Below are 13,214 nucleotides of genomic sequence, written 5' to 3'. Positions count from 1 at the left end.
ATGAGGGGGCTTTTTTTTAGCGCTTGCGTCCGCCCAGCAGGCTGCCCAGCATGCCGCGGACGATCTGATTGGTGACCTGGCGAACCGCGCTTTTCGCCGCGGTCTGCACGATACCGTCGCGTTTGCCGCCGCGCGGGCCGGTGCTGCCGAACAGAATATCTTTCAGGCCGCCGAGTAGCCCATCGTCATCGCCGCTCTGCTGGCCCTTCGCCGGCGGAGCCGACTGCTGCCCGGTGGCGACCTGCACCCCTTGCTGCAGCATCTCAAAGGCCGACTCGCGGTCCACCTCCTCCTCATACTTGCCGTACAGCGGCGAGTGATTCAGCAGGCCATTGCGCTCGTCATCGCTGACCGGACCCATTCGCGAGCAGGGGGCGATAACCATCGCCCGCTCGACCACCGACGGACTGCCTTTCTCATCGAGGAAGGAGATCAGCGCCTCGCCGGTGCCCAGCTCCTGGATCGCCTGCTCGGTACTGAAGGCCGGATTGGCGCGCATGGTCTGGGCGGCGGTTTTCACCGCCTTCTGGTCCTTCGGCGTAAAGGCGCGCAGGGCATGCTGCACGCGGTTGCCCAGCTGGCCGAGCACGGCGTCGGGAATATCCGCCGGGTTCTGCGAAACGAAATAGACGCCGACGCCCTTGGAGCGGATGAGGCGGATCACCTGTTCGATTTTATCCAGCAGTACCTGCGGCGCGTCGTTGAACAGCAGATGCGCCTCATCGAAGAAGAACACCAGCTTCGGTTTTTCGAGGTCGCCAGCTTCCGGCAGGCGCTCGTAGAGTTCGGAGAGCATCCACAGCAGGCTGGCGGCATAGAGCTTCGGCATCTGGTAGAGTTTTTCGGCGCTGAGGATATTGATCACCCCTTTACCACTGGCATCGACGCGCATCCAGTCGGCAATATCCAGCATCGGCTCGCCGAAGAAGTGCTCGGCGCCCTGCTGCTCCAGGGTTAACAGCCCGCGCTGGATGGCGCCGATCGAGGCGCTGCTGATATTGCCGTACTGATTCTGGAACGCTTTGGCGTTGTCGCCGATAAACTGGGTGATGGCGCGGAGGTCTTTGAAGTCGAGCAGCAGCAGGCCGCGGTCGTCCGCGATGCGAAAAATAATGTTCAGCACGCCGCTCTGCACCTCGTTGAGATTGAGCAGGCGCGCCAGCAGCAGAGGGCCAAGATCGGAGACCGTCGCCCGAACCGGGTGACCCTTCTCGCCAAAGATATCCCAGAGCACCACCGGGTTGGCGTGCGGCTCCCAGTCGCTGACGCCGATCTTCTCCAGCCGCGCCTGCAGTTTCTCTGAGCTCTGCCCCGCGGCGGCAATGCCGGTCAGGTCGCCCTTGACGTCCGCCATAAATACCGGGACGCCAATCTCCGAGAACGACTCAGCCAGCTTTTGCAGGGTGACGGTTTTACCGGTGCCGGTCGCACCGGTGATCAGCCCATGGCGGTTGGCCATCGCGGGCAGCAAATACAGCGCGTTATCCAGCGTGCGCGCAATCAACAAGGGTGAGCTCATGATCGATTCCTCCATTTATCCTGCGACGATTATAGGCAACCTCGTCGTCCGGCGTTGGGGAAATTGTCACGTGCCGCGCATGCTGTCCAGAGCAGGCTTCAGGCGCAGTGGCGCTGGATAAGCGCGATGCTCTGCTCAATTTCGCGCTCGATATCCGCTTCGCTCCACTGCGCCAGTTCGGGCGCGAAGGGCTCAAAAGCGTATACCCCTTGATAGCCGCGGGCTTCCAGCGCTTTAACCTGCTCGCAGGTGCCGAGACGATCCTGCGGGGTTAGCATGATGCGCTCGGCATCGGTGAGCTGCTCGCGCGGACGGGTATCGTCCACCCCGGAAAGGTGCACCAGACCGATGTCCGCCACCTCCACCTGGCTGAACTCGTCCGCCGCCTGGGGGTAGAGATGGTGATGGAAGGTGTCGATCAGCAGCTTAAACGGCACGCGGGCGTCATGGATCAGCGTCTGCGCCTGGTGCGCAGAGCGCAGCGAGCTTTGTGGGAAGCCCAGCGGCTCCACCAGACCGTGGATGCCATAGAACGCAAACAGCGGCGACAGATCGCGCAGGGCGCTCAGGGTTTCGCTGGCCGGCACTTCGCTGCCGTCGTTGAGCGGACAGAGTACCAGCGATTTGGCGCCGATGGCCTGGGCCTCTTTCAGCAGCGATTCGGTCAACTGCCGCACCTCTTCGCTACGACGGTTAAAGGGGTAGACTGCGTTAATCGTCAGGATCTCGATGTGGTAGCGCGCCGCCAGCTCGCGCACCTGCTGATGGCTCAGATCGTCGGTCACTTTTCCGCTGGGTAAATCGTTGCGTAGCTCAACCTTATTCAGGCCCAGACGGTTCACCAGACGGAAAAACGCTTCAATGCTGAGCGCTGGCGCGATTTTGCGGTTAATACAAAAACGTTGCATTGCGATGGCCATAGGACACTCCTGACGGAAGAGGGGGTAGGTTCGTTCAATTGGCTAACAGTCAAAACGTTTATTCCAAAATTAGCAAGAATGGAAATGATGAATGTTTGAACTGTCTCGCAAAATATCACTGGCCCCGACTACGGAGGCGACAGCGGCGGGAAGCCTGGCGTCGAGAGACAACGAGGCGCGATGCGGGCAACGCACAGGCAATCCGTCGGCGCAAAATGCGACTGTTATCACCAAAATGAAATTTCATTTCACGACAATGTTGAAATATAAATTTCATTTTACTACGGTTATAGCACAGCAGAATCAGCGACGGGCCGGTGTGCGCTGGCCCCCTTCACTATGAGGCGAGAACATGACGATCACAGGAAACTTTATTGGCGGGAAAACCGTTATTAGCAGCAGCAACGAAACGATGCCGGTGTACGACCCGGCGACGGGCAAAGCGGTGCGCGAAGTCACGGTGTCAACCGCGCAGGAAGTCTCCGAGGCGATTCAGGTTGCTCGCGATGCGTTTGACAGCTGGTCCCGTACCACGCCGCTGCGCCGCGCCCGCGTGCTGTTCAACTTCAAAATGTTGCTGGAGCAGCACGTGGAAGAGCTGGCCGGGATCATCGTCAGCGAGCACGGTAAAGTGTGGTCGGATGCGCTGGGCGAGCTGACCCGCGGCATGGAAGTGGTTGAATTCGCCTGCGGGATCCCGCACCTGATTAAAGGCGAATACTCTTCTGACGTCGGCACCGGCGTCGACAGCTATTCGCTGATGCAGCCCCTGGGCGTAGTGGCCGGGATCACCCCGTTCAACTTCCCGGCGATGGTGCCGATGTGGATGTTCCCGCTGGCGCTGGCCTGCGGCAACAGTTTCGTCCTCAAGCCGCCCGCGCTGGCGCCGACGGCCGCTGTGCGGCTGGCAGAGCTGCTGAAAGAGGCCGGTCTGCCGGACGGCGTGTTTAACGTCGTGCACTGCAGCAATGAAGATGCCGAGCAGCTGTACACTGACCCGCGTATTGCGGCGGTGAGCTTCGTCGGCTCCTCCGGCGTGGCGGAGTATATCTACAAGACCGCTAGCGCCCACGGCAAGCGCGTGCAGGCCTTCGGCGCCGCCAAGAACCACGCGATTGTGATGCCGGATGCCGATCTCGACGCCACCGTTAACGCCATTATGGGCGGCGCTTTTGGCTCCGCAGGCGAGCGCTGCATGGCGCTGCCGGTGGTGGTGGCGGTGGGAGATGAAACCGCCGACAAACTGATCGCCCGCCTGAAGCCGCTGGTGGAAGCGCTGAAAGTGGGGCCGGGCTGCATGCGCGGCCAGGAAGAGAACGAGATGGGACCGGTGGTGTCTGATACCCACCAGAAAAAAGTGCTCGGCTATATTGATAAAGGCGAAAGCGAAGGGGCAAAACTGGTGGTCGATGGCCGCAAACTGCGCGTGCCGGGTTACGACGCGGGCTATTATGTCGGCGGCACCCTGTTCGATCACGTCACCCCGGAGATGACCATCTGGCGCGAAGAGATCTTTGGCCCAGTGCTGGGGATTGTGCGCGCGGCGGACTATGACAGCGCCCTTGAGCTGGTCAACAGCCACGAGTTTGGCAACGGCAGCGCCGTTTTCACCAGCAACGGCCACACCGCGCGTGAATTCGTCCACGACGTGCAGGCGGGGATGGTTGGGGTGAACGTGCCGGTCCCGGTGCCGATGGCGTTCCACAGCTTCGGCGGCTGGAAGCGCTCGGTGTTTGGCGCGTTGAACGTCCACGGGCCGGACGGCGTGCGCTTCTACACGCGCATGAAGACCGCCACCGTACGCTGGCCGGCAGGGCAGCAGACCGTATCTGAATTCAGCATGCCGACATTAGGTTAATCGGCGAAGGAGAGCGCCATGTCGTTACTGGCTAAATCGCGAAAAGAGGGACAGATCCAGCATATTACGCCGCAAAGCGCCGGTTGGCGCTATATCGGCTTTGATGTCTGGATGTTGAAAAAAGGGCAGACTGTGACGCTGGAGAGCGGCGATCGCGAGCTGTGCCTGGTGCTGGTCGCCGGGCTGGCGTCGGTGAAAACGCAGCATGCCGATTTCCCGAATCTCGGTAAACGGATGTCGCCGTTTGAACGCACCCCGCCGTGGTCGGTCTACGTCCCGCCGCAGGATAAAGTCGAGGTAACCGCCGATTCCGATCTGGAGCTGGCGGTATGCAGCGCGCCGGGCAAAGGCCGCTTCCCGGCACGCCTCATTCGGCCGGAAGATGTCGGCGTAGAGCACCGAGGGAAAGGGCGCAACCAGCGCCGGGTGCATAATATTCTGCCGGACAGCGCCGAGGCGGACTGCCTGCTGGTGGTGGAAGTGTACACCGACGAGGGGGCCACCAGTTCGTGGCCATCGCATAAGCATGATACCGCCCTACCGGGCAAAGAGACGCAGCTGGAAGAGACTTACTATCACCGCTTCGATCCGCCGCAGGGCTTTGCCTTCCAGCGAGTCTACACCGACGACCGTAGCCTGGACGCCTGTATGGCGCCCTACAACCACGACGTGGTGATGGTGCCGCGTGGTTACCACCCGGTGGCGGCGATTGCCGGTTACGACAGCTACTATCTGAACGTGATGGCCGGGCCGGATCGGAAATGGTTGTTCACCTGGGAAGATGACCACGCCTGGATCAACACGCCGGAGTACCCGCGCCACGACTGACGCGCCGTGCAGAAGCGGATAAAAAAGGCCGGTTAGCGATGCTAACCGGCCTTCTTGTTTGAGGGCGGCAGGTGTTTTTTAGCGAAACGCTCCGCGGAATCCCACTCCCCGACCCCGCAAGCTCCGGCGCCATACCCGCCTTTGTGCCGGATGGCGCTACGCTTATCCGGCCTACGGTTCGTGCGACCTGCCGTTAATTTATTCACCATTCTTGCTGAAACTGCCGGTGCTGACGGCCTCAAAATCGCTGAGACGTTCCCGGAAGGCCGGGGCAGCCCGCATGGATGCGGGCTGAGGGCCGTGTTTTGCAGGGATGCTGCCTCGGCCCGACCCGAAGCCTGCAGGGATAAGTCGAAGGTACCACGCAGTGGCGATTTTGCTGGCCGGAGCCCGGGGGGACAGGGGGCGGCGGCGACTGGCCGCCCCCTGTGCGCTCCCTGCGCCATGAGTGACATAACGCAGACGATTAACCGGGAGCGCAATGTGCGTTGAAATCACATGCGACAAACGCTTTTCCCGGATTAATAAAGTTGCATACCAATAACATTATCTCTGGCACCCCGCAGGCGCATATACCTTAGGCCCGGCAAGCGCAGCGCCGCCGGGCAGTCAGGCACCGTACCCGTGGCTGTGCCGGATGGCGGCATAAATGCCTTATCCGGCCTACGAGATCCTCCCGCAGGCTTATACAACTCCGCCGGGTCACAAACGCCAGGCGACTTATCTCACGCCTTCTGCTTGGCCTCGGACTCCTGACTGCTGTTCAGCGCCAGCGAAACCGCCAGCGTCTGGGCCAGACACAGGGAAGCAACCTGCGAGCGGAAGCCATCCACCTGCGCTTCACGCACCACAAAGCAGACGTCGCTGAAGGCCGCCAGCGGGCTGACCTGGCTGTCGGTAATCGCGATCTGTCGCGCTTTGCGCTGCGCGCCCAGCTCCACCAGCTCGACCACTTCCCGGGCGTACGGCGAGAAGCTCACCGCCACCACCACGTCTTTCGGGCCGACCAGACTCAGCTGCTCGGTGAACATGCCGCCGAGGCCGTCGATCAGAAAGGCTTTGCGATCGAGGTGGCGCAGCGCATAGGTCAGATAGGAGGCGACGCTGAACGACCGGCGCAGGCCAATGACGTAGATATTTTCCGCTTCGCCCAGCAGGGCCACCGCGCGCTCCAGCTCATCGCTGGAGGTCTGCATCGCCAGCTGCTGCAGCGCCTGGTTGTTCACCATCGTGAACATATTGAGGATTTCCGTCGGCGTTTCCGGCGGGCTGGACTCATCGCTGGTGGTCTGACGGAACAGACGGGCGCGCTCGGTATAGTTGGCGGTCTCTTCCATCAAATGTTGCTTGAACATCTGTTTCATTTCGTTAAAGCCGCTGAAGCCGAAGGCGTTGGCAAAACGAATCAACGTGGAAGGGGGAACATCCGCCTGTTGCGCAATGGAGGCCACGGTATCGAAAGCCACGCTATTGCTGTTATCAAGGATATAGCGGGCGACCTGTTTCAGGCGTTTGCTTAATGTATCGTAGCGACGCCTGATTTCATCCTGCAGGATGGTCAGCTGTGTTGGGTTATTGGCCATAGAGTGCGCTCTGAGAAAATGGAAGGAATATGGCTTCCAGTGTACCAAATGAAGCGAATTTTTCATTTATTGCGACGAAATACGCGATTCATTTCACGAAGAAACAGAAAAACGCCCGCTCCGCAAGGTGACGGAGACGGGCGTCGGGGGATCAGCGGCGGGCTTCGCGCCAGTAGCCAATAAGCGTCAGGTAGTTGCGTTTCACTTCCTCTATCAGGGCCTCATCGCTGAGCTCACCCTGCATCCAGCGCCGCGACGGCAGGCCAAAGATGGTGCGCCCAACGGCGAAACCTTTGATCATCGGGTGTGCGGCCGCCTCGGCGAAACCGGCGCGCAGTTTGTCGGAAGGCGCGTCGAGGCCGAGGATCAGGATCCCGCGGCTCCACGGATCTTCGCGCTCGATAAGGGCGGTGATCTGCTGCCAGCTGGCGCTGGAGAGCGGCGGCAGCTTCCACCAGTCCGGCTTGATCCCCAGCTGATAGAAGTGTTCCAGCATGGTGTGGTAATGGCGCTCGTCTTTGTCCGGGCCATTTTCCGGCAGGATCACCTCCAGCAGCAGCTCATGGCCTGACTTGTTACAGGCCTGCCACACCTCGAGCAGCAGGGCGTCCTGCTCTTCACGCAGCGCCGCCGGGTCGGCAGGATGATAGAAGACCAGGCATTTGACGACATGCTCCAGCGGCCAGTCGATCAGCTGCGAGCCGATGTTGCCATGCTCCAGACGCAGCGGTCGCGAGCTGGGCAGCTCGATGGGGCGGCCGATCCACCAGCCCTTGCCGGTAATGGCGTTCAGCGCACGCTGGCCATAGGTGCCGTCGGCCAGAATGCCGCTGCGCTGATCGAGACCCGCCTCCTGCGCCGCCGCTTCGGCCGCGGCTAACAACAACAGCTTGAGCTGCGGAATGCAGGCTTCATCGCGCCCGGTCTCCCGTGCCAGGTCGGCCAGCTGTTTGCGATGGTCGAAGGCGAAAATGCACAGCTCCGGCCACTGCTGACGGCGGCTGGTGACCCGGTGCAGGTGGTTGAGGCGCTCGTCGACGTCCGGGCGCGGCACCGATTCGGCACGCAGCAGGTAGTCATCGAGTTCGACTTTGGTCGGCATCGCCGGCGCGCAGCCGTGGCGGGAGACCACCAGCGCGCCGCAGGCGTTGGCGTAACGGCAAGCCTGCTCCCAGCCTTCGTCGTTGAGCCAGCCGCGCAGCAGGCCCGACATAAAGGCATCCCCGGCGCCCAGCACGTTGAGAACCTCCACGCGCACGCCCTGCTGCAGCGGCACCTGGTCCCAGTTGTCCGGGATGTCGCCTTCCAGCACCACGCAGCCCATCGGCCCGCGCTTGCAGACGAGGGTGGCTTTGGTGGCATTGCGCACATTTTTCAGCGCGGTCAGGGTATTGGTGCTGCCCCCGGCAATATGAAACTCTTCTTCGGTTCCCACCACCAAATCGAACAGATGCAGCACTTCCTGCAGCTGGCTGGTGACCGGCCCGGACTCAATGAAACGGGTTTCGCCATCGCCGAGCGAGGTGAGCCCCCACAGCACCGGACGGTAATCGATATCCAGCGCGGTACGCAGGCCGTGACGGCGAGCGTATTCCAGCGCCTTCAGCACCGCGGCGCGAGTGTTGGCGTGCGACAGGTGGGTGCCAGTCACCGCCAGCGCCCGGGAGGAGGCAATATACTCCTCGCTGATGTCATCAGGCGTTAAGGCCATATCGGCGCAGTTATCACGGTAGAAAATCAGAGGGAAGGTCTCCTGATCCTTAATCCCCAGCATCACCAGCGCGGTCAGGCGAGATTTGTCGGTAATCAGATACTCGGTATCCACCCCGGCGCGGTTGAGCGTTTCGCGCAGGAAACGGCCGTTGTGTTCATCGCCAACGCGCGCCAGCATGGCCGATTTCAGCCCCTGAATCGCGGTGCCAAAGGCCACGTTGCCGGAGGAGCCGCCCAGATATTTCGCGAAACTGGCAACGTCTTCTAGCCGCGAACCGATCTGCTGGGCATAGAGGTCGACGGCCACCCGACCTATACAGATGACGTCGAGCCGCTTTACTGCTGCATTCATAGCTAGGATTTCCTTTTTGGTGTCTGCTGCCTGGAAGGGTCGGGATCCCGACGTCGACTCCGTGAACAGCCTGAGGGTTATTGGTTACCCTTAGTTTGAGAAATAAATATTTCATTTGCAAACTCGTTCGAAATTAAAAAACCAAAAGTGTGAGGGATCTACCACTCTGCCGCACTGAGCCTCGCGCGAGCGTGGATCGGCCCCTCTGTCGCCCCAGGGGAAAGTGAAACGCCGGAAGCGGTTTCTTTACCTATGATTTTTAAGGGGATATTGTCGTGTGGCGCGGCAAAAAAGGGTCCGAAAACGTGTCTGGAATGTAAGTGAAACGTATGAAATGGGTAGAGAGTTTGATCCCTCTCGCAAAATGAAATATTTCTTCTGTATTTGTATTTAATGAAAAAAATGTTTGCCTATAATCCACAGGTATTCCAGTGACGTGAACGACGGCCCCGGCGGCATCGGCGCGACGCCACACACAAATACTGAACAATAAGGATTGTGCATCATGGGCAAACTGAGACTGACAACGGCGCAGGCGCTGGTGAAGTTCCTCGATAACCAGTACCTGGAAGTGGATGGCGTAGAGCTGAAATTCGTGAAAGGCATTTTCGCGATTTTCGGCCATGGCAACGTCCTGGGGCTGGGGCAGGCGCTGGAGCAGGACAGCGGCGATATGCGCGTCTATCAGGGGCGTAACGAGCAGGGGATGGCCCACGCGGCCACCGGTTTTGCCCGCCAGGCCCTGCGCCGGCAGATTATCGCCTGCACCTCCTCCATCGGTCCGGGAGCGGCCAACATGATCACCGCCGCCGGCACCGCCAGCGCCAACCGCATTCCGCTGCTGTTGCTGCCGGGCGATGTCTTCGCCACCCGCCAGCCGGACCCGGTGCTCCAGCAGATTGAACAGAGCTACGATCTCAGCATCAGCACCAATGACGCTTTCCGCGCAGTCAGCAAATACTGGGACCGTATTACCCGCCCGGAACAGCTGATGAGCGCCTGCATCAACGCTATGCGCGTCCTGACCGACCCGGCGGAAACCGGCGCGGTGACGCTGTGCCTGCCGCAGGATGTGCAGGGCGAAGCCTGGGACTACCCGGAATCCTTCTTTGCGCGCCGCGTGCACCGTCTCGACCGCCGCCCGGCCAGCGCCGCGCAGCTGGCGGACGCCGTCGCGGCCATCAAAGCCAGCCGTAAACCGCTGATCGTTTGCGGCGGTGGGGTGAAATACTCCGGCGCGGGCGAAGCGCTGTCCCGTTTCGCCGAGCGCTACGGGGTGCCCTTCGCCGAAACCCAGGCCGGGAAGGGGACGGTGGTCTCTTCTCACCCCCTGAACGTCGGCGGCGTCGGCGAGACGGGCTGCCTGGCGGCGAACCTGCTGGCGAAAGAGGCCGACCTGGTGATCGGCGTCGGCACCCGCTTCAGCGATTTTACCACCGCCTCGAAATGGATTTTCCAGCACCCGGAGGTGCGTTTCCTGAATATTAACGTCAGCAACTTCGACGCCTGGAAGCTGGACGGCATTGCCATGCTGGCGGACGCCCGGGAAGCGATGACCGCCCTCGACGCGGGGCTGGCGGACAGCGGCTGGCAGGCCGGCTGGGGCGCGCAGATCGAGAGCGTGCAGAGTCGTCAGTTAAAAGAGACCCAGCGCGTCTACCAGGCGGTGTGGCAGGAGAAATCCTTTGTGCCGGAGATCGACGATCACCTCGATCGCGAATCGGTGTATCGCGAGTTCCGCCAGATCACCGACTCCACCCTGACCCAGAGCAGCGTCCTTGGGGTACTGAATGAAACGCTGCCGGCCGAGGCGGTGATCGTCGCGGCGGCGGGCAGCCTGCCCGGCGATCTGCAGCGCGTCTGGCGCAACCGCGCGGAAAACACCTACCACGTGGAGTACGGCTACTCCTGCATGGGATACGAAGTCAACGCCGCGCTGGGCGTGAAGCTGGCGCAGCCGCAGAGCGAAGTCTACTCCCTGGTCGGCGATGGCTCCTTCATGATGCTGCACTCTGAGCTGGTCACCTCCCTGCAGGAGCGGGCGAAGATCAACGTCGTGCTGTTCGACAACATGGCCAACGGCTGCATCAACAACCTGCAGATGGAACATGGGATGGACAGCTTCGGCACCGAGTTCCGCTACCGCCAGCCGGAAACCGGCCAGCTGCAGGGCGGCCTGGTGCCGGTGGACTTCGCCACCATCGCCGCCGGCTACGGCTGCAAAACCTGGCGCGTCACCACCCTGGACGAACTGCGCCACGCGCTGGACGCCGCCCGTCGCGAAACGGTCAGCACCCTGATTGATATTAAAGTGCTGCCGAAGACCATGGTGCACAAATACGGCAGCTGGTGGAACGTCGGAGTCGCCCAGACGGCGCTCTCTGAGCGGATCCGCAAGGTGGCGCAAATGATTAATGAAAAGCGCGCCCAGGCGCGTGATTACTAAAACGAACCTCTACCCTGAATCCTACAGACTTACGGAGAAAACCATTATGTCACTCAAATTAGGTGTCATCGGCGCTGGCGCTATCGGTAAAGAACACATCCGTCGCTGCACCCAGGTTCTGCAGGGCGCCACCGTTGTGGCGGTGTCTGATATCAATGCCGACAACGCCCGTGCGGCGGTCGCGCTGCCGGGCGTGCAGGCGGAAGTCTACGCCGACGGCCACGACGTGATTAACGCCAGCGATGTCGATGCCATCCTGGTCACCTCCTGGGACCCGACCCACGAAGAGTACACCCTGGCCGCCATCGCCGCTGGTAAGCCGGTGTTCTGCGAAAAACCGCTGGCGATGTCTGCGGAAGGCTGCCGTCGCATCGTCGATGCCGAGATGAAGGCCGGCCGTCGTCTGGTGCAGGTTGGCTTTATGCGCCCGTACGACGAAGGCTATCTGGCGCTGAAAAAAGTGATCGACGATGGCGATATCGGCGCGCCGCTGATGCTGCGCTGCGCCCACCGCAACCAGTCAGTCGGCGAGAACTACACCACCGATATGGCGATCACCAACACCCTGATCCACGAGCTGGACGTGCTGCGCTGGCTGCTGAACGATGACTACCGTTCCGTGCAGGTGCGCTTCCCGCGCTCCACCTCGCACACCCATGCGCGCCTGAAAGATCCGCAGATCGTCTCCTTTGAAACCAAAAAAGGCACCCTGATCGACGTCGAAGTGTTTGTGAACTGCCAGTACGGGTATGACATCCAGTGCGAAGTGGTCGGCGAAACCGGGATTGCCCGTCTGCCGGAGCCGTCTGCCGTCCAGATGCGCAAGTCCGCCAGTCTGTCGACCGCCATTCTGACCGACTGGAAAGACCGCTTTATCAAAGCCTACGACGTCGAGCTGCAGGCCTTTATCAACGACGTCAAAGCTGGCCAGCTGCACGGCCCGTCGGCCTGGGACGGCTACGCGGCGTCGGTGGCGGCGGACGCCTGCATTAAAGCGCAGGGAACCAGCGAGCCGGTTGAGGTGACGCTGCCTGAGTGCCCGGCATTCTACAAACGTTAAGCGCGTTTTGCTGACGGAACTTCTTTGCACAGGTAACGACGATGAAAATTGCCTTTGATGTGGATGTGATTAAGGACCTCGGGATCACCCGCATGGTCCATCAGGTAGCGGAGTGGGGCTACAAGTACATTGAACAGTCGCCGCACCCGCAGATTAACCCGTTCTACAAGCACCCGCGCGCCAGCCGGGAGATCATGGCGGAGTACAAGCAGGCGCTGCGCGATACCGGCCTTGAGCTGTCGTCGTTTATCTGCGTCTACCGCTGGTCCGGCCCGGACGAACTGCGCCGTCAGGCGGCGGTGAAAAACTGGAAACGGCTGGTGGAAATTGCGGTGGAGATGGGCGTTCAGGTGATCAACACCGAGTTCTCCGGTGATCCGAATCAGCCCGAAATCTGCGATGAAATGTTCTATCGCTCAATGGAAGAGCTGTTGCCGATTTTTGAGCGGGAAGGCATCCGCGTGGAGATCCAGGCGCATCCCTGGGATTTCTGCGAAGAGAACAATGAAACCGTCGATATTGTGAAGTCGTTCCGCAGCGATAACGTGAAGTACGTCTACAGCGTGCCGCACACCTTTTTCTACGACAAAGGCGTCGGCGACGTGGCGAGCATGCTGCGCTATGCCGGGAGCGATCTCTCCCATGTCCTGATTGCGGATACCCGCAACCATACGAAACATTGCCGCTATATCGTTAACCCGCCGGGCGTGGATGCCGTGGTGCACCAGCACGTAGGCGTCGGGGAAGGGGATGTGGATTTCGACGCGCTGTTCCGCACCCTGCGCGAAATGAAATTCGCCGAGCAGACCTTCAAGGTCGGCGGGGAGCCGATTGTCGCCACCTCGCTGTTTGGCTACCCGGAAAAAATGAAATACCAGGCAGTGGAAACCCGTGAACTCATTGAACGTGAATTGCTGCGCCGGTAAGGCGCAGCG

At 60.9% G+C, this 13,214-nt stretch carries 9 protein-coding genes; 5 read left to right on the top strand and 4 right to left on the bottom strand.

What is annotated here, in order from left to right; all coding sequences use genetic code 11:
• Positions 1-16: 16 nt before the first annotated feature.
• Positions 17-1,519 (bottom strand): helicase HerA-like C-terminal domain-containing protein, encoded by a 1,503-nt coding sequence (locus R0140_RS24290; RefSeq protein WP_008807119.1) that lies wholly within the window; start codon positions 1,517-1,519, stop codon positions 17-19.
• 98 nt (positions 1,520-1,617) lie between these two features.
• The gene (locus R0140_RS24285) at positions 1,618-2,439 is read right to left on the bottom strand and encodes a TIM barrel protein (protein ID WP_044612644.1); all 822 of its coding nucleotides are present in this window, start codon (positions 2,437-2,439) and stop codon (positions 1,618-1,620) included.
• A gap of 352 nt (positions 2,440-2,791) precedes the next feature.
• Between R0140_RS24285 and R0140_RS24280 the strand changes: the two genes are divergently transcribed.
• Together R0140_RS24280 and iolB are read left to right on the top strand one after the other, a co-directional pair.
• Positions 2,792-4,297 (top strand): CoA-acylating methylmalonate-semialdehyde dehydrogenase, encoded by a 1,506-nt coding sequence (locus R0140_RS24280; RefSeq protein WP_004146794.1) that lies wholly within the window; start codon positions 2,792-2,794, stop codon positions 4,295-4,297.
• An 18-nt stretch (positions 4,298-4,315) separates the two neighbouring features.
• Complete coding sequence (gene iolB, locus R0140_RS24275) at positions 4,316-5,125, top strand: 5-deoxy-glucuronate isomerase (protein WP_022065407.1); 810 nt, start codon at positions 4,316-4,318, stop codon at positions 5,123-5,125.
• A 725-nt stretch (positions 5,126-5,850) separates the two neighbouring features.
• Here iolB and R0140_RS24270 read toward each other — a convergent pair.
• A complete protein-coding gene (locus R0140_RS24270; RefSeq protein WP_004206536.1) occupies positions 5,851-6,708 on the bottom strand; it encodes a MurR/RpiR family transcriptional regulator in 858 nt (285 codons plus the stop codon).
• A gap of 151 nt (positions 6,709-6,859) precedes the next feature.
• Positions 6,860-8,773, bottom strand: coding sequence for a bifunctional 5-dehydro-2-deoxygluconokinase/5-dehydro-2-deoxyphosphogluconate aldolase (locus R0140_RS24265; protein WP_172491472.1), 1,914 nt, complete (start codon positions 8,771-8,773; stop codon positions 6,860-6,862).
• A 505-nt stretch (positions 8,774-9,278) separates the two neighbouring features.
• On the opposite strand from R0140_RS24265, the gene iolD reads away from it, so the two are divergent.
• From iolD to R0140_RS24250, 3 genes are read left to right on the top strand one after another with little or no spacing between them, the layout of a single operon-like run.
• Complete coding sequence (gene iolD, locus R0140_RS24260) at positions 9,279-11,219, top strand: 3D-(3,5/4)-trihydroxycyclohexane-1,2-dione acylhydrolase (decyclizing) (RefSeq protein ID WP_008807115.1); 1,941 nt, start codon at positions 9,279-9,281, stop codon at positions 11,217-11,219.
• 46 nt (positions 11,220-11,265) lie between these two features.
• A complete protein-coding gene (locus tag R0140_RS24255; RefSeq protein ID WP_004152192.1) occupies positions 11,266-12,279 on the top strand; it encodes a bifunctional inositol 2-dehydrogenase/D-chiro-inositol 1-dehydrogenase in 1,014 nt (337 codons plus the stop codon).
• A gap of 41 nt (positions 12,280-12,320) precedes the next feature.
• A complete protein-coding gene (locus tag R0140_RS24250; RefSeq protein ID WP_004152193.1) occupies positions 12,321-13,205 on the top strand; it encodes a sugar phosphate isomerase/epimerase family protein in 885 nt (294 codons plus the stop codon).
• The last annotated feature ends 9 nt before the right edge of the window (positions 13,206-13,214 follow it).

Origin of the sequence: Klebsiella sp. w6, assembly GCF_033100215.1 — a bacterium.
Taxonomy (GTDB): Bacteria; Pseudomonadota; Gammaproteobacteria; order Enterobacterales; family Enterobacteriaceae; genus Klebsiella; species Klebsiella variicola.
Note: the sequence above shows the minus strand (reverse complement) of the source record. Positions and strands in the feature narration are given on the sequence as shown.